The following is a 14,727-nucleotide window of genomic DNA, read 5'->3' as shown; positions in this document are numbered from 1 at the left end:
CGGGCTCGGGGGCGCATGCGCGGGCCGCCGGGCTCGGGGGCGCATGCGTCGGCCGCTGGGCCCGGGGGCGCATGCGCGGCCGTCGGGCCCGGTCGGCCGGAGCAGGACTCCGCGGTGACTCCCCCTCGTCCCCCCTCGTCCCGTCCCGGTCAGCCCGCGGCGGCCCGTTGCGCCGAGGACGCCCTTCGTGCGGCCGGGCGGTCCATGTGGGCCACCACCGTGGCGTAGAAACGGTGCACGGCGTCGTCGACGCTGCGGATGAAGCCGGTCTCGGCGTTGCCGCGGCTGCTGCCCATGCCCTTGAAGAGCGACAGCCGGAAGCCGGTGATCGGTGCGCCGTTCCTCGGGAGCAGGTCCGCCGGCTCCGGGCGCAGCCGTTCCAGCGTGCCCCGGGGGCCGCCCGTCTCCCCCTCCACGAGGGTCTCGATGTGCAGGTCGGCGGGGGCTTCCGCGAGGCGCCGGATGAGCCGCTTCGCCCTCGTGAGGGGATAGCCCTCCTCGGGCGCCTCGAACTCGATGGACGTGCGGAGTTTGCCGGTCCGCAGGTCGGCGGTGACCGCGAGCACGCCGGGTGTGTCCTCGATGCGCAGTTCGGCCTGGAGCCTGCCCTCCAGGCACAGCTGATCGGCGAGATGGTTCCGGCGGGCCTCCGGGTCGGCTCCGCGCTTCGAGCGCTGCACCGGCAGCACCTTCTGTCCCAGCTCGCCGCCGAGCCGGAGACAGACCTGGCGGATGAGCCGCTCCCAGCTCTCCACCACCTCCAGGGCACGCGGATCTCCCTGGCACAGGGTCTCGTCGTCGATCCCCTTGCGCACCGGCACCCAGGACGAGCCCATGTTCTGGAAGCCGTGGCAGCCGGAGTTCTCGTGCTGGAGGTAGTGCAGCAGCTCCTGGAGCAGCCAGGCGTGTGCGGCGTTGCCCACGCCCTCGTGCCGGATCAGCATGTGGGCCTGGTGCGCCACTTCGGCCCACGACAGGTGCCGCAGCGCGACCTTGTGCTTGCGCCGCCGGTCGATCCGGACGTCGACCAGCGGACTGCCTTCCAGGGCCACGTCGTTCGACAGGGTGATCACCGCCTCGTAGCCCCGGCGGGCGGCGATGTCCATGTACGCCTGCACCTGGTCGGGCTTGAGCGCGTTGCCGTTGGTCTTCGTCTCGACCAGCGCGGTCCACAGCTTTCCGGCCCGCTCGACCCTGATCACCCCGTCGGGGCGCCGGGGACTGTCGCCGTGCGGCAGGGAGACCTCGGTGAAGGTCTCCATCCGGCCCGCGGGTGCACCGAACCCGGCGGTGAGCCGCCGCCCGAACTCCGGGATCTGCGTCATGACCGACAACAGCACCGACGTGGCGCGCGTTTCACGGTCCCGGTCGCTCTTGAGCGCGGAGACAGGAAAGAGCCGGGCCTCCCGCCACGACTCGTTGTCCGCCAGGGATTTCCTGGCCACCTTGGGCAGGGTGACCTTCTTCTTGGCGGTACGGGGCCGTGCGGGCGGCTGCGGCGCCGCCGCCGTGCTCCCGCCGGGCTTGCGCGGTGCGGGGACGGCCTCCAGCACCGGCGGCGCGGGGCGGTCGACGGCGGGGGCAGGGGCGGGAGTTGGCGCCGTCCGGTGGGCGGCCGGCTCCTCCGGCGCGACGCCCGCCGCGCCGTCCAGGGCCTCCTGCTCGGCGGCTGCGTCGTCGTCGACATCGACCCCGAAGTCCGTGGCCAGGCCGGCCAGTCCGGTGTCGTAGCCCTGCCCGACGGCCCGGAACTTCCAGTCGCCGCCGCGCCGGTAGAGCTCGCCGAAGATGAAGGCACTCACCGAGCCGGTGTCCCCGATCGCGAACCGGAGCAGCTCCTCACCCGAGCCGTCGGCCAGCGTCAGGAGCAGATCGTCCAGGTCCCCGAAGTGGGCGCCGTCGTACCGGCTCGCCGCCACCACGATCCGGGCGATCTCGTCCGGCACCGCCCTCAGGTCGAAGCTGATGCGGTCCTTGTTGCCGTTGCCGGTGGGCGTCTTGCCGAGCAGCTGCACGCTTCCGTCCGCGGCGACCGGATGGTTGTAGAAGTAGAAGTCGGCGTCGCTGCGCACCTTGCCGTTCTCGTCGAGCAGCAGCACCGAGACATCCGCATCGCCCTCACCCGTCGGACTGGTCCAGCCCAGACTCACGATGACGGAGTCGACACTGTCGCTGAGGGCGGCCAGCCCCACGTTGGCACCCTTGGTCAGCTCGTACATAACCCCCACCCCGATCGCGCCGGGGGCACATGGCCGTCCCGCCACCCCCCGGCCACCCCTTGTGACCCGCCCCGCACACCCGGTGCACACGGCACCTTAGTACCGAACCGGAACAGTTCGGGGCGGACTTGACGGAATGGGCGGTGGGGTACGGTCGGCCGGCGGAGTGCGGGGGCCGGGTGGCTCTCGCCCCAGGAGCCCGGGGGGGGGGGCGGATGAACGAGCCAGGGACGGTGCGGCGCGGCCTTCGGGTCGGGCTGCTGATGGCGTGCGTACCCGGACTTCCCTGGGCCGCCCTCGCGTTGGCCGTGGCTGCGGTGGAGTGGCTGCGGGGCGGGGACCTGCAACTCGCCGCGCGTGATGTGCGGTACGGGCTGACGCTGGCCGGCGGCAGCGTGTCGGCCGGTCTGCTGATGGGCCTGGTGCTCGCGGGCGGCCTGACGCTCGCCTCCCGCGTGAGCAGCCGCGGCTGGGTGCCGGCCCTCGCGGGGGCCCTGCTCGGTGCGTCGGTCTTCCCGGCCGAGGTCCTGGTGGTCGCGCTCGGGACGGACGTGGCGTACCTGCCGGTCGGGGTGACGCTCCAGGCCTGGCCGGTGCTGACGGTCGTGGCGGCGGCCCACAGCGCCGACGTCGCCGGCCGGACGCGGTCCCGTACCTGGCTGTGGACGCCAGGTCCGGTGGGGCGGCTGCGGTGGGGCGCGCACGGCTGAGGCGGTCGTGCACGCGCCTGCTGTCGAGGACGACCGCCGGGCTGCCGACGAGCGGACCGGGCACGGTGGGCGCACCATGAAGTCAGCAGCACGGAGGAGGGCGGCATGGACGACGGACACCGCGCTCACGAACCGCGATGGGGCCCTCGCGCCGCCCCGCACCACTCCGCGGGAGCGGCGGCCGGACGGCCGGTGCCGCCCCCGGGCCCCGTGCCCGACTCCCGCTACGGTGACGGGAGTCGCCCGCCGCAGGGCAAACGGCGCCGCGTGTTCCTGTGGGTCTTCCTGGCCGTCCAGATCCTGTTCCTCGTATGGGTGATCTGGGGCGCATCGACCGCCAGTGGCACGCCTGAGGCATGCCGGGGCCGGACGGGCGACGACCTGCGCCTGTGCAACGACGCGAGCGACGTCGGCACCACCATCGGCGTGGGCCTCGTCATCGCCCTGTGGGCCGCCGTCGACGTCATCCTCGGCTTCACCTACCTCGTCTACCGGCTCGCGAGCCGACGCACCTGAGGCGTTCCACCACCCCGCGCGATGCCTGCCCGCGTCCCCCTCAGGCCGGTTCCGGGTGGGCCTCCGGGCGTGGTGCGGGGGTGGGGCCCGGCTGGTCCCAGGCCGTGGTGGTGCGGACGTAGCCGTAGACGACCGAAGCCGTCGCCAGGACGAGCAGCGGGCCCGCCAGCCACGGGTGCCGGGCCATCTCCAGCGGCAGGAAGCGGTAGGACAGCAGGAGCGCGACGAGCACCGTGGTGCCGTAGGCGACCAAGTGGACGCCCGAGCGCTGCCAGCCGGTGTCGTGGGCCCGCAGGGCCGCCTCGACGGTGAGCACGAAGACCACACCGGCGATGAGGTCGACGCCGTAGTGGTAGCCGAAGCCCAGCGTCGCGGTGAGCGTGGCGACGAGCCAGAACGTGCCCGCGTGGCGCAGCAGGCGCGGGCCCCTGCGGGTGTGGAGGAAGATCGCGGTGGCCCACGCGGTGTGCAGGCTGGGCATGCAGTTGCGCGGGGTGATCTCGTCGAACGGCATCGGCCGCGGGATGCCGACCGGTGGCAGGGTCTCCGGCCACAGGTGGGCCACCGCGAGGTGGGCGCTGGACGGGATCTGCTCCGCCCAGAGGCTGACGGAGGCCCAGTACCCGGTGCCGGTGCCGTAGGCGAAGAGCGGTCCGACGACCGGGAAGACCATGTAGAAGGCCGGTCCCAGGAGGCCGATCACCAGAAAGCTGCGCACCAGGTGGTGCCGGGGGAAGCGGCGCTGCGTCGCCACACCGCGCAGCTGGTACAGCGCGACGAGGACCGCGGCCACCGCGAGCTGCCCGTAGACGACGTCGAGGACGTTGAAGCCGACCGGTCCGGTGGCCGTGATGATCCGGCCCACGAGCCAGGACGGTTCGCCCAGCGCGTGGTCCGCCGTCGCCACGTACTGGTCCAGGACCGTGGGCCGGCTCTTCGACGTGATGAGCAGCCAGGTGTCGCCGGTCTTCCGGCCCGCCACCAGGAGCAGACCGAGGCCGACGCCCTTGAGCATCAGGACGCGTTCGGCGCCCGTGCGGCGGGTGACGGCGACGACCGCACAGCCGAGGATCACCCACAGCGCCCCGTTGCCGAAGGGGTGCCCGCCGCCCGCTCCGGCGTCCGCCGCCCAGCGGACCAGGAGGAACACGAGGTCGATGCCGACCGCCGCGGCGAGCGCGATCAGCCGCTGCCGCCAGGTGAGGACCACCATCGTCAACGCCATGGCGGCGTACAGCAGACCGCCCGACTTCGGGGGAAGGACCGTCTCGCGCACCTGGTGCGTGAGGGGGCCCGCCACGCCGTAGTGGCGGGCCGTGAACTCCAGGGCGACGAGGAAGCCGAGGGTGACGGCACCGGCGGCGGCCCACAGCGCCGTCCGGCGGGGGCGGCGTCCGGCGGGTGCGGCGGGTGCGGCGGGTCTCCCGCTCTCGGGTGGGTGCGACAGGTCCCGCGGGGGTATGTGGGTCACTTCACGGCTGCTTCGGTAGGGGGTGGTCGTGTCGGGGCGGTGGGTTCGCCCGTCGCCGGTCGGACGGCACCTCGTTGCCGCCCTCTCCTCGCGTCACGGTGGTGACGGGCCGCCCGTCGAATCAAGACGGACGCGGGAGGGGTGGGGTTGCCTCCGGTCGGCGTCGGCGTCGGCGTCGGGGCCAGGGCGTCAGGGCGAGTGGCCGGGCCCGGTCGCCGGACGGCCGGGGGCCACGGACGCGCCGCGGCGCCCAGTGCGGGTCGGGAGCGGCGCCGGGCCGCGCTGTCCTAAACGCCGGCCGCGCACGGTCACGCCGAGGCGGGCCACGCCGGGCGCGCACCGCTGCCACACGGTCACGGCGCCGCCCATCCTTCCGGCCCACCCGGCCCGGCAGACGCGCCCCTCACCGCTCCGCCCACAACCGTCCCCCTCGGTCCGCCCCCGCACGCCACGCGTGCCGTGCCTGTCTCCCGTGCGTGCGGACCGCCCCGTCGGCCGGGGTACCGCGCTCGCACGCTCGCGCTGAGCGAAGCACAGGCATCTGTGCAGGTCAATACCGATTTGAGCACGTGGGGCAGCGGAGGGCCGCACCGCTGCCGGGTGCACCCTCGGGCCGGGAGGGGAGCGGTGACGTCGCCCCACCCGGCCGACCGATTCGTCCGCCCTGCTCGACGGTGTGTCGTGGCCGCCAACTCGCCCTGGGCGAAAGCAGTTGGTCCTTCCGACACCAGGATTTATAGGATCGTCGGAGCAACAGCGGGCCACCGAGGCCGAAGTACGGGGGACGGAGGCACCATGGGCGTGCCCGGCACAGGCGCGGGGCAGGAGGGCGGCCCCGATCTGCGGGTGTCGGCGAAGAGCCTCACCAAGCTGGCCGACGACCTGGACGACATGCAGGACCACCTCGACAAGCAGGTCCGGCGCATGGACGCGATCGTCGACAAGATCGAGGCCGGCTGGCAGGGGCCGGCGGCCTCCGTGTACCGGAACTTCCATCGCGCCGCCACCGAGGACGCGGTCCGCATCCGGGAAGTGATGAAAATGCTGGAGGAAGCCGTACGGCTGAGCCGTGACGGCTTCTCCGAGCAGGACCTCGAAGTGCTGGCCCGCATCAGCAGGATCGAGGTCGACATCGAACGTGAGGTGGACCGCCTCTCGACGCCGAACACCGAGGCACCTCCGTCGGCACCCCGCAGCAGCCTCGACGACCTCTGACCCTTCGCACAAGCTCAGCCGCCGAAACGACCACAGGGGGATCATGTCCAGCGGAGTCGAACCCGACGACCACATATCCGTCTCCTTCGCCACCCTCCAGGAACTGGCCGGCGATCTGGAGGACATCCTCAAGAAGCTGAACAGCAAGCTGGACGGCCTCTACGACCGCGTCGTGCCCGTCGTGCTGTCCTGGGAGGGTGAGACCCGCAACGTCTTCGTCGAGAAGCTGGACGAGTGGGACCGCTCGGCCCAGGACCTCGAGGCGGCGCAGAAGTGGCTGCACGAGGTGGTGACGACCGGCCACGGCAGCTACGCGGCGGCACACGCGGCAGTGCTCCGTGGGTGGGGCGCCGCCTGATGGGCGGGGGACTGCCCACCGACGAGGAGCGCGCCCAGGAGCGAGCCGCCGCCCGGACCCGGTCTCCCAAGTCCAGCGGCGGCTTCGACGTCCAGCCGCAGCACATGTACTACACGGCGCTCGTGGTGCGTGACGGACAGTTCGACTACGACAAGGGAGCCAAGGCACTCGTCGAGGTACTCAACCAGTACAGCCAGTCCGCGGGCACCGGCCGGGGCGCCGACGAGTTCGCGGCCGCCTACGACTCGCTGACCGAGAAGTACGTGGAGCTCTGGGCGAAGAGCGTGGTCAGCGTGGGCGGTGTCGCGGTCGGCCTGACGGACACCACCAACAAGTACGTCCAGGCCGACTGGCAGGCCCGCCGGATGTACGGGCCGCCACCGGTGGAGAAGCAGCCGCCCGCCGTCATCCAGAACGTCCCCCGGTACGGCCCCGTCAACGACATCATGTGGACCGGCACCGGTGAGGACGCGGATTCCTGGGCCATTTCTGGCGTTCTCGGCGAAATACCCGACTTCCTCGCCGACGTCATCCGGCCCGCCATCGAGCACGGGCTGCGGCTCGGCAAAATGCACGAGATCACCCCCGGAGTCAAGGACGACGACTTCAGGTCCATGGCCACCGCCTGGGGGGCGGCCGAGAAGGCCGCCAAGGCCGCGTCGACCAACTTCAACAACGCCATCAAATTCATTACCAACAATAAGGGCAATGATGAATGGCAGGGCGCCATGAAGGCGTTCTGTCAGACGATCTGGGGAACCACCGAATGGGGCCGGACCTACGATGCCCAGGGGAACCGGGCCTCCATAGGCCGGGTCTGGAAGACCGAGCGCAACGTGCAGCCCGCCAAGCGGCGGCCCATCATCGACATCCTCCACGAGACCGCGGCGACGGTGCAGAAGACCCTGGACCACCTGGCGGACGTGGGCAAGACGACGCGGGAGACGACGACCCGGCTCGGCGCGGAGGCCGCCAAGGCGACGGTGCGGGACCTCACCCTGGACCTCGACTTCTTCGAACTGACCCGGCTCGCGTCCACCCTGGCGTTCGGCGAGATCGTCATGACGTTCCGCTCCCACATGGACAAGGCTGCCGCCAACAAGGCGGTCGAGGCCTACCACGAGGCCTTCAGTGCCGCGGCGACGGAACTGAAGAAGCTCCAGCCGGCCCTGGACGAGGCGATCCTCAGCGTGCCGACGTTCCGCGCGGAGGCGGCCCGCGCGGCTGCCTACGGCGCGCGCACCCTCAACGACTTCAAGAAGGAACACAGCTGGCAGCGGCCCGGAGAGAGCCAGATCCCCTACAAGTACTCCATCGACCTGGCCACCGAGGAGGAACTGTACGGTGGACACAGCATCGACAAGCACGTCGGACTGACCGACGACCAGTTGACGCAGCGGTTGCGGGACGAGTCCACCGGAGCGGGCGTGCCCACCATTCCCGCTGCGTCCAGTTTCACGGACCTGGAGTCGGCGCAGAAATACACGCAGCACAATATTCGCGCGAACTCGGCGGAGATCGACGATTGGCTCAAGGGCAACCCGCCGAGCCCCCCGAAACGGGAGTTCTCGGTTCCTTCGGTCGACAACGGCGGCCCGTCGGCCCCGGTCGTCACCGGGCGTACAGCGGCAGTGGTGAACAACCACCCGACGCCGCCCGCGGACGCGTACGGCGTCTCGACCGTCCTCAAATACGAACCCAGCCTGGACCCGCCTTTCGTCGTGCTGACGTCCATGCCGCAATAGGAACCAAGGGGAACGAACCATGGCACAGCCGGACCAGCAGTCGTGGGCCGACGCGATCAGCATGTACGAGCGCAGGTACACCATCGCCAAGGTGACCCGCAGGCTGCATCAGAACTGGGCCCTCGACGTACACACGCTGATGCACGAGGCGACGGAAGACCATCGCGGCTGGCGCGTCAACGATCCTCTCGTCGGCGAGTTCGAGAGGCGCGAGGATCCGTTCTACCCCTTCGCCGACCTGCCGGACGGGCCGGAAAAGGCCGAAGCCTGGCTCTCCCATGTGACGGAAATCCCGCGCTCGTCCGCCAAACGTTTTCTTGTTGCCCTCTCCACGCCCTGGCTCAACGTGGAGAGGACACCTCATTTCGAGCAGCACAGAGCAGATCTGGAGAGAAAGGCCGACGTCATTCTCTCCCGCTTCCCGGAAGGGTCCCGGTTCTACGCGAACACCGGCCGCGACAGCGCGAAACTGGACTACTACCGGCACATTCCCGGGTGCGACACGGTCTCGGTGCACACCTGGGACCTGGGACTGGTACTCGTGTCCGACACGGAAGTCGGTATGGTCTGGTCCTTCGATTCCAAGTGATCTGGCGATTTCCAGCCGCCCTCTCGGAAGGAAACCCCTTGCGCACCCGCACCGCCAGCTACCCCGACCGCGAGACCGCCCAGTGGGCGACCCAGCAGGTGGTCACCAGGAACGAACAGGTCATCCACACCTGGCTGGCGCGGTCCACCCGGCAGCGGCTGACCATCGAGGCGGCGTGGCCGACGCGGGAACAGCCCGTCGGGCGCGTGCAGTTGCAGGCCATGGCCCTGGCCGGACGCGGGGCCGTCGACGTCCGCGCCGCGCGGGTCGTGCTGCGTCGCGAGCCGTCGGCCGCCCACGGGTTCGCCGTCCACGCCAGTTTTCCCGTCTACCTGTGAAGGCGGTCTCCCCACCGTGGCACTGACCCCGCTCGAACACGACCGACGCTACGGCGAGTTGGACCAGGTTCTCCGCGCCTATGCCGGACAGCCGGCCGACGACACCGAGGACGCGCCGGGCCCGGCCCTCACCGCGTACCTGCGCCACACCTGGCACACCCGCCCCTGGGCTCTCGCGGTCGCCGAGGCTCAGCTGCGCGACTACGCCCGCAACCCTCCGGGACGACTGCGGGTCCGCCTCGGGGAGTTCTACGCCCTGCCGGACGTGGGTCTGCCGGACGCGGAGGTCCTCGCATGGCTGACCGTGGTCGCCGACCACATCCGGCGCAGTGTGGAGGAGGGGCTGGTCCCGCCCCCCTCCGCTCCGGCCACGCACTGGGAATGGAACGCCCGCTTCCCGGAACTGGGCCAGTTCCTCGGGGGCTGGTTCTCGCAGGACATGCCGGACGAGTTCGACGACCACGATGCCGCCGTGGACGACTACCGCGCGACCACCGACCCGCAGCTGGTGGCCCGCGCCGTGGGAGAGGTGCGCGAGCTGCTCGCTCTGGAGCTGGGTGAGCCGGACTACGCGCTGGGGCTGGCGGAGCTGGGGATGGAGGTCGACCCACCGGCGCCGTACGCGCCCAGCGGCTGGCTCGCCCTCGTCGCCGGACGGCTCACGTCTCCCGCCACGCCCTGACTCCCCGCGTCAGCGACCCGGAAGGGCGCTAGTCGCCCCCTCCGCCCCCGCCCCCGTCGCCGCCTCCCGAGTCACCGCCGCCGGAGTCGCCGCTGCCGCCGTCGCCGCCGTCCGAGCCCCAGCCGTCGCCGCCGCCGGGTTCGTTGTCCTCGGCGCCGCTGCCGAGGTTGGTGAACCACGGGCGGTCCCAGTCCTCTTCGGCGGCGAGGGGTTCTCCTCCGAGTCCGACGGGTGCCGGGCGGGGCCGCCGGGAACGGAAGCGGGCCGAGCCCGTGGTGTCGCCGATGCCGAAGGACACGGCGAAGAAGTGGGCCATCACGGCGTCCAGCGCGTCCCCGCCGTCGAGGCGCACCGGGGTCAACGGCAGCAGCAGTGAGCCGGGTTCGGGTACGGGGCGGGAGGACGGCGGGCGGGAGAGCAGGGCGACGGGCCGGTCGTCGCACCGCAGGAGCGAGGCCACGGAGTTCTCGCGTGTCAGCACCCAGTGCCGTCCCGGGATCTGCAGCTCCACCCGCCGCTTGCTGCGGCGTTTGCGGTCCTTGAGGACGAGTCGCGCCCGCGTCTCTCCGACGGTCACCCGCAGGCCCTTCGACAGGGATTGGTCGCGGGCGTCGTAGCCGCCCGGTGCCCGCAGGCGTACGGCCGGCGCCTGCGGTCCCCACACGTCGACGCGGACCAGGCCCCGGTCCACGGCGACGGTGACCGGGCCGGCGGGTCCCGGTGCGACCCGCCGTGCGATCCACAGCGGTACGCCCTCCGCGTGAGCCCGCTCAGCGAGCGCGGCCACCTGTGCGGGGCCGCCGCATCGGCCCACCGCGAGCTCCCCGAGCTGCCGGGCGAACACGGCCGCCTGACGCGACTTCACCGGCCTGGTGGTGCCCGTGACGCGCGTGACCGGCACGATGCCGGGCCCGTCCGGCAGCCGGTGCAGGGGGCGTTCCGTCCCGCCGCCGCCGAGCCACTGGCCCCGCTGGAACGCCTCGGCCATGGCCGCGAGGTGCAGTTCCTCGAGCGGGGTCGCCCGGCGGCCCACCCGTAGCCGCTCCTCGGTCAGTTCCACGGTCCGCGCCAGCGGATTCCACGACTGTTCGCCGTACAGCACCCGGCTCATCCACACCCCCGTGTGTCATGCGATGCGTTCCCTCGGGCCGGGCCCACGCCCGCCCCGGCCCCGCCACAGCCCGCCCCGGGACCGCCACAGCCCGCCCCGGGACCGCCGGTGGCGCCCCCGGAGCGGGACTCACCGGTGGGACCGTGCGGGCCGCGTGGGGCCGTCGCGCCGCGCGCCGCCCCTGGCCGGGTCCCCGGCCGGGCGGCGTGCGTCACTTGCTGACGGCGAAGGCCATCAGGGCGTGCTCGTCGCCCTGCTTGACCTTGCCCGTCGTGTTGATCACCTCCAGCTTCCACGACCCGCCGACGCGCACCGCCTTGGCCACCGCGCACGCGTTGTCCTTGGTGAGCAGGCTGGGCCAGATGTCGGCGACCTGCTGGGAGCTGCCGCCGGAGGCGTCGTAGACCTTGAAGCTGATGTTGCGCGCCTTCTGGAAGGAGCTGCCCTTCTTGAAGGCGGCGGCGATGAACACGATCGCCGTGATGTTGCCTGGGATCCGCGCGAACTCGACGGTGACGGTCTCGTCGTCGCCGTCGCCGTGGCCGGTCTGGTTGTCGCCGCTGTGCTGCAGGGAGCCGTTGCCCATGGGGTCCAGGGAGTCCAGGCCGGCCAGGCGGACCGGGTCGCCGCCCTGCATGGCGATGGCGATGAGGTCCAGGTCGGTCCCGGCCTTGCGGCGCAGCTTGCCCATCACCCCGCCGCTGGTGCCGGCGGTGGGGTCCCAGGACACGCCGATGGACAGGTGGGTCACTCCGTCCAGGTCCGCGGGACCGTCTTCCTTGGTGAGCGTGATCACGTAATCCGTCCTTCCGGCTGTGGGGTCCTACACCACGCAGAGTGTGCCTGGTGCCGCTGCGGTTCCCGACCCCGGGTGCCGTCCCCGTGTCCGTGGATCCCCGCGCCGTGACCGGGACGTGATCGTCCGGGTCAGGCGTCGCGCCGCCGCAGCACCAGCGCCGCCCCCGCCGCGGCCACCGCCGTGTAGGCGGTCACCAGCGCCAGGGACGGCCAGGCGCCCAGGCTGCCGACGACCTCCGGACCGGCGTCGGACGTCTGCGTGAGCTTCTCCAGGGCGGCCGTCGGGGTGGCCCCGACGACCCACCGCTGGAGGTCGCCGAGGAGCGGCCCGAACAGCGACGGCAGCAGCAGGAAGCCCACCACGGCGGTCACCGCGCCGGCGGCGTGCCGCACGACGGTGCCGATCGCCAGTCCCAGCACACCCACGACCGCGAACAGCGCCCCGATGCCGAACAGCGCCGGCAGCGGCTCGCCCTGGGCGCGCGAGCCGTCGAGGACGGCGTCCCCCAGCAGGTACGCGACCGTGCACGAGACCAGCCCGACGACGGACAGCACCCCGGCCAGCAGCACGGCCTTGGCGGCCAGCACCCGTCCCCGCCGGGGCACCGCGGCCAGCGTCGTGGCGATCGACCCGCTGCTGTACTCCCCGCACACCGTCAGCGCGCCCACCACGCCCGCGATCATCAGCGCCACCACGCTGAGCGTGAGGCTGCCGCCGAGCACGGTGTCGTCGGGCTGGAGGCTGTCGGTCAGCCCCACGAACACCGCGCCGACCACGGTCACCAGGGCCACGGAGACGGTCGTCCACACCGTGGAGCGCAGTCCGGCGTACTTGGTCCACTCGAAGGCCAGGGCCTCCCGGAAGCCGGGCGGGGAGGCGACCGCGACGGCGGTGGCCTTCGTCGCCGTGTCCCCCTTCCTCCCCGTGGTCCTCTTCCTCCCCGTGGTCCTGCCCGTCACCGTGCCTGCCTTGCTGTCCGTCGTCATGCTCGTTCCCGTGCTCGTCCCGGTGCTCGACTCGGTGCCCGTGTTGGTGTTCATCGCCGCGGCTCCTTCGCGTCGCCGTCCGCGTCGCTGTCCGTGTCGCCGACCGTGTCGCCGTCCGTGTCGCCGGCCGTGTCGCCGTCCGTGTCGGTGTTCGCGCCGGTGTCGGCGCCGGTAGCGGTCGGGGCGCCCGTGCCGGAGCCGCGGTATTCGACCGCCTCGCCCGTCATCTCCGTGTAGATCTCCTCCAACGTCGAGCGGAACGGCGTGAGTTCGTGCACGGCCACACCGTGGTCGCGGGCCAGGTCACCGACCGCCGCCGTGCTCATCCCGGTCACCCGCCAGCCGCCGTGCGCCTCCCCGGGGCCGGAGTGGGGGACGACCGTGGCGCCCCGGGACTCCAGCAGGCCGCGCAACCGGCCGGACTCCGCGTCCGGCGTGCGCACCAGGGACCAGTCGGGCGAGTGCGCCGCGATGAAGTCCCGCATGTCCGTGTCGGCGAGCAGCCGGCCCCGGCCGATCACGACGAGCCGGTCGGCGGTGAGTTCCAGTTCGCTCATCAGGTGGCTGGACAGGAACACCGTGCGGCCCTCGGCGGCCAGTGAGGTCAGCAGGCCGCGGATCCAGCGGATGCCCTCCGTGTCCAGGCCGTTGACCGGTTCGTCGAGGATCAGCACCCCGGGGTCGCCGAGCAGGGCGGCCGCGATGCCGAGCCGCTGGGACATGCCGAGCGACAGCCCCTTGGCCCGCCGGTCCGCCGCCGCCTCCAGGCCGACGATGCCCAGCACCTCGTCGACCCGGCGTGCGGGCAGGCCGTGCGAGCGGGCGAGACCGAGCAGGTGTCCCCGCACCGTACGGCCGCCGTGCACCGCGCGGGCGTCGAGCAGGGCGCCGACCTCGCGCAGCGGCGCGGCGAGACGGTCGTAGCGGCGGCCCGCGACGGTGGCCGAGCCCGCAGTCGGGGCGTCGAGGCCGAGGATCAGGCGCATGGTGGTCGACTTGCCCGCGCCGTTGGGGCCGAGGAAGCCGGTCACCCGGCCGGGGCGGACGGTGAACGACAGCCGGTCCACGGCGGTCCGCTCGCCATGGCGTTTCGTGAGTTCTCGCGCTTCGATCATGTGACCGACGCTACGGAGGACGGACGAACCGGACATCTGCCGCCGGGAGTCGGCCCGTACTCCGCCCGGAGTAGGGATGCAGGCCGTCCCGCTCATCCCCGTTCCGCGGGCATCTCCGCTCCCGCCCCTTCCGGGCGGCTCAGCCCTCGCCCGGGCGCACCAGTCCCGTCTCGTACGCCGTCACCACCAGCTGGGCCCTGTCACGGGCCCCCAGCTTGGCCATCACCCTGCTGACGTGGGTCTTCGCCGTCAGCGGGGACATCAGCAGCCGGCCGCCGATCTCGTCGTTCGACAGGCCGCGCCCGACCAGGGCGAGGACCTCCCGCTCGCGGTCGGTCAACGGGTCGAGCCGCCTGCGGGCCTGCACCTCGGGCGCCTTCAGCCGGGCGAACTCCTCGATCACCCGGCGGGTGACGGCGGGCGCGAGCAGGCTCCGCCCGGCGGACACGGTACGGATCGCGGTGCGCAGGTCGTCGGGGTCGATGTCCTTCAGCAGGAAGCCGGCCGCCCCGGCGCGCAGCGCCTCGAAGACGTACTCGTCGGCCTCGTACCTCGTCAGCACCAGCACCCGTACGGCGTCCAGCGTGCGGTCCGCGCCGATGCGGCGGGTGGCCTCCAGGCCGTCGGCGCGCGGCATGCGGATGTCCATGAGCACCACGTCGGGGCGCGTCGTGCGGGCCAGCTCCACCGCCTGCACGCCGTCCGCCGCCTCGGCGACGACGACCAGGTCGTCGGTCAGGTCGAGCAGGGCGCGGAACCCGGCCCGCACCACCGTCTGGTCGTCCGCCAGCAGGACCCGGATCACGGGGCACCCCCGGTGTCCGGGCCGGCCGCGACACCGCCGTGGGCCCCGGGGCCGCCCTCGGCCCGGGG

At 72.4% G+C, this 14,727-nt stretch carries 15 protein-coding genes; 8 read left to right on the top strand and 7 right to left on the bottom strand.

What is annotated here, in order from left to right:
* Nucleotides 1-149 precede the first annotated feature (149 nt).
* On the bottom strand, nucleotides 150-2,219 hold the full coding sequence (locus G3I53_RS11700) for a TerD family protein (RefSeq protein WP_164438306.1): 2,070 nt from the start codon (nucleotides 2,217-2,219) through the stop codon (nucleotides 150-152).
* 215 nt (nucleotides 2,220-2,434) lie between these two features.
* Here G3I53_RS11700 and G3I53_RS34370 point away from each other — a divergent pair, with 215 nt between their 5' ends.
* Together G3I53_RS34370 and G3I53_RS11690 are read left to right on the top strand one after the other, a co-directional pair.
* Nucleotides 2,435-2,929, top strand: coding sequence for a hypothetical protein (locus tag G3I53_RS34370; RefSeq protein ID WP_164338269.1), 495 nt, complete (start codon nucleotides 2,435-2,437; stop codon nucleotides 2,927-2,929).
* Nucleotides 2,930-3,034: 105 nt separating this feature from the next.
* Nucleotides 3,035-3,445, top strand: a complete 411-nt coding sequence (locus tag G3I53_RS11690; protein WP_203592591.1) for a hypothetical protein — start codon at nucleotides 3,035-3,037, stop codon at nucleotides 3,443-3,445.
* Nucleotides 3,446-3,485: 40 nt separating this feature from the next.
* Here G3I53_RS11690 and G3I53_RS11685 read toward each other — a convergent pair whose 3' ends face one another.
* On the bottom strand, nucleotides 3,486-4,817 hold the full coding sequence (locus G3I53_RS11685; protein WP_164338271.1) for a DUF5933 domain-containing protein: 1,332 nt from the start codon (nucleotides 4,815-4,817) through the stop codon (nucleotides 3,486-3,488).
* A gap of 894 nt (nucleotides 4,818-5,711) precedes the next feature.
* On the opposite strand from G3I53_RS11685, the gene G3I53_RS11680 reads away from it, so the two are divergent.
* Genes G3I53_RS11680 through G3I53_RS11655 form a run of 6 tightly spaced genes read left to right on the top strand, consistent with a single transcriptional unit; the run spans nucleotide 5,712 to nucleotide 9,843 of the window.
* A complete protein-coding gene (locus G3I53_RS11680) occupies nucleotides 5,712-6,131 on the top strand; it encodes a WXG100 family type VII secretion target (protein ID WP_164332403.1) in 420 nt (139 codons plus the stop codon).
* Between the two features lie 43 nt (nucleotides 6,132-6,174).
* Complete coding sequence (locus tag G3I53_RS11675; RefSeq protein ID WP_164332404.1) at nucleotides 6,175-6,489, top strand: WXG100 family type VII secretion target; 315 nt, start codon at nucleotides 6,175-6,177, stop codon at nucleotides 6,487-6,489.
* Nucleotides 6,474-8,234 (top strand): RNase A-like domain-containing protein, encoded by a 1,761-nt coding sequence (locus tag G3I53_RS34535; protein ID WP_164332405.1) that lies wholly within the window; start codon nucleotides 6,474-6,476, stop codon nucleotides 8,232-8,234. Before G3I53_RS11675 ends, G3I53_RS34535 begins: the two co-directional genes overlap by 16 nt.
* Nucleotides 8,235-8,253: 19 nt before the next feature.
* The gene (locus G3I53_RS11665; protein WP_164332406.1) at nucleotides 8,254-8,823 is read left to right on the top strand and encodes a hypothetical protein; all 570 of its coding nucleotides are present in this window, start codon (nucleotides 8,254-8,256) and stop codon (nucleotides 8,821-8,823) included.
* A 38-nt stretch (nucleotides 8,824-8,861) separates the two neighbouring features.
* Complete coding sequence (locus tag G3I53_RS11660; RefSeq protein ID WP_164332407.1) at nucleotides 8,862-9,161, top strand: RNase A-like domain-containing protein; 300 nt, start codon at nucleotides 8,862-8,864, stop codon at nucleotides 9,159-9,161.
* Between the two features lie 16 nt (nucleotides 9,162-9,177).
* Complete coding sequence (locus G3I53_RS11655; protein ID WP_164332408.1) at nucleotides 9,178-9,843, top strand: contact-dependent growth inhibition system immunity protein; 666 nt, start codon at nucleotides 9,178-9,180, stop codon at nucleotides 9,841-9,843.
* A gap of 28 nt (nucleotides 9,844-9,871) precedes the next feature.
* Here the strand turns inward: G3I53_RS11655 and G3I53_RS11650 are convergent, their stop codons facing one another.
* The 5 genes from G3I53_RS11650 to G3I53_RS11630 all read right to left on the bottom strand — a co-directional run bounded on the left by G3I53_RS11650 (nucleotide 9,872) and on the right by G3I53_RS11630 (nucleotide 14,656).
* Entirely contained in the window at nucleotides 9,872-10,954 is a 1,083-nt protein-coding gene (locus G3I53_RS11650) for a hypothetical protein (protein WP_164332409.1), read from the bottom strand.
* Between the two features lie 211 nt (nucleotides 10,955-11,165).
* Entirely contained in the window at nucleotides 11,166-11,750 is a 585-nt protein-coding gene (locus tag G3I53_RS11645) for a TerD family protein (protein ID WP_164334289.1), read from the bottom strand.
* Between the two features lie 131 nt (nucleotides 11,751-11,881).
* Nucleotides 11,882-12,793 carry an ABC transporter permease subunit gene (locus tag G3I53_RS11640; RefSeq protein ID WP_239063800.1) on the bottom strand — a complete coding sequence of 304 codons (912 nt, stop codon included), beginning with the start codon at nucleotides 12,791-12,793 and terminating at the stop codon, nucleotides 11,882-11,884.
* Entirely contained in the window at nucleotides 12,790-13,854 is a 1,065-nt protein-coding gene (locus G3I53_RS11635) for an ATP-binding cassette domain-containing protein (RefSeq protein WP_164334290.1), read from the bottom strand. Before G3I53_RS11635 ends, G3I53_RS11640 begins: the two co-directional genes overlap by 4 nt.
* Before the next feature lie 139 nt (nucleotides 13,855-13,993).
* On the bottom strand, nucleotides 13,994-14,656 hold the full coding sequence (locus G3I53_RS11630) for a response regulator transcription factor (RefSeq protein WP_343240603.1): 663 nt from the start codon (nucleotides 14,654-14,656) through the stop codon (nucleotides 13,994-13,996).
* Between the last annotated feature and the right edge of the window lie 71 nt (nucleotides 14,657-14,727).

This window comes from Streptomyces sp. SID14436 (assembly GCF_010548465.1).
Lineage (GTDB): Bacteria > Actinomycetota > Actinomycetes > Streptomycetales > Streptomycetaceae > Streptomyces.
This window is presented reverse-complemented; position numbering and strand designations above follow the sequence as displayed.

What these genes read in the sequence shown, in the direction of transcription:
- G3I53_RS11680 (WP_164332403.1), top strand. Translation starts at nt 5,712, where the DNA reads ATGGGCGTGCCCGGCACAGGCGCGGGGCAGGAGGGCGGCCCCGATCTG.
- G3I53_RS11650 (WP_164332409.1), bottom strand. Translation starts at nt 10,954, where the DNA reads ATGAGCCGGGTGCTGTACGGCGAACAGTCGTGGAATCCGCTGGCGCGG.
- G3I53_RS11690 (WP_203592591.1), top strand. Translation starts at nt 3,035, where the DNA reads ATGGACGACGGACACCGCGCTCACGAACCGCGATGGGGCCCTCGCGCC.
- G3I53_RS11675 (WP_164332404.1), top strand. Translation starts at nt 6,175, where the DNA reads ATGTCCAGCGGAGTCGAACCCGACGACCACATATCCGTCTCCTTCGCC.
- G3I53_RS11640 (WP_239063800.1), bottom strand. Translation starts at nt 12,793, where the DNA reads ATGAACACCAACACGGGCACCGAGTCGAGCACCGGGACGAGCACGGGA.
- G3I53_RS11700 (WP_164438306.1), bottom strand. Translation starts at nt 2,219, where the DNA reads ATGTACGAGCTGACCAAGGGTGCCAACGTGGGGCTGGCCGCCCTCAGC.
- G3I53_RS11665 (WP_164332406.1), top strand. Translation starts at nt 8,254, where the DNA reads ATGGCACAGCCGGACCAGCAGTCGTGGGCCGACGCGATCAGCATGTAC.
- G3I53_RS34370 (WP_164338269.1), top strand. Translation starts at nt 2,435, where the DNA reads ATGAACGAGCCAGGGACGGTGCGGCGCGGCCTTCGGGTCGGGCTGCTG.
- G3I53_RS11635 (WP_164334290.1), bottom strand. Translation starts at nt 13,854, where the DNA reads ATGATCGAAGCGCGAGAACTCACGAAACGCCATGGCGAGCGGACCGCC.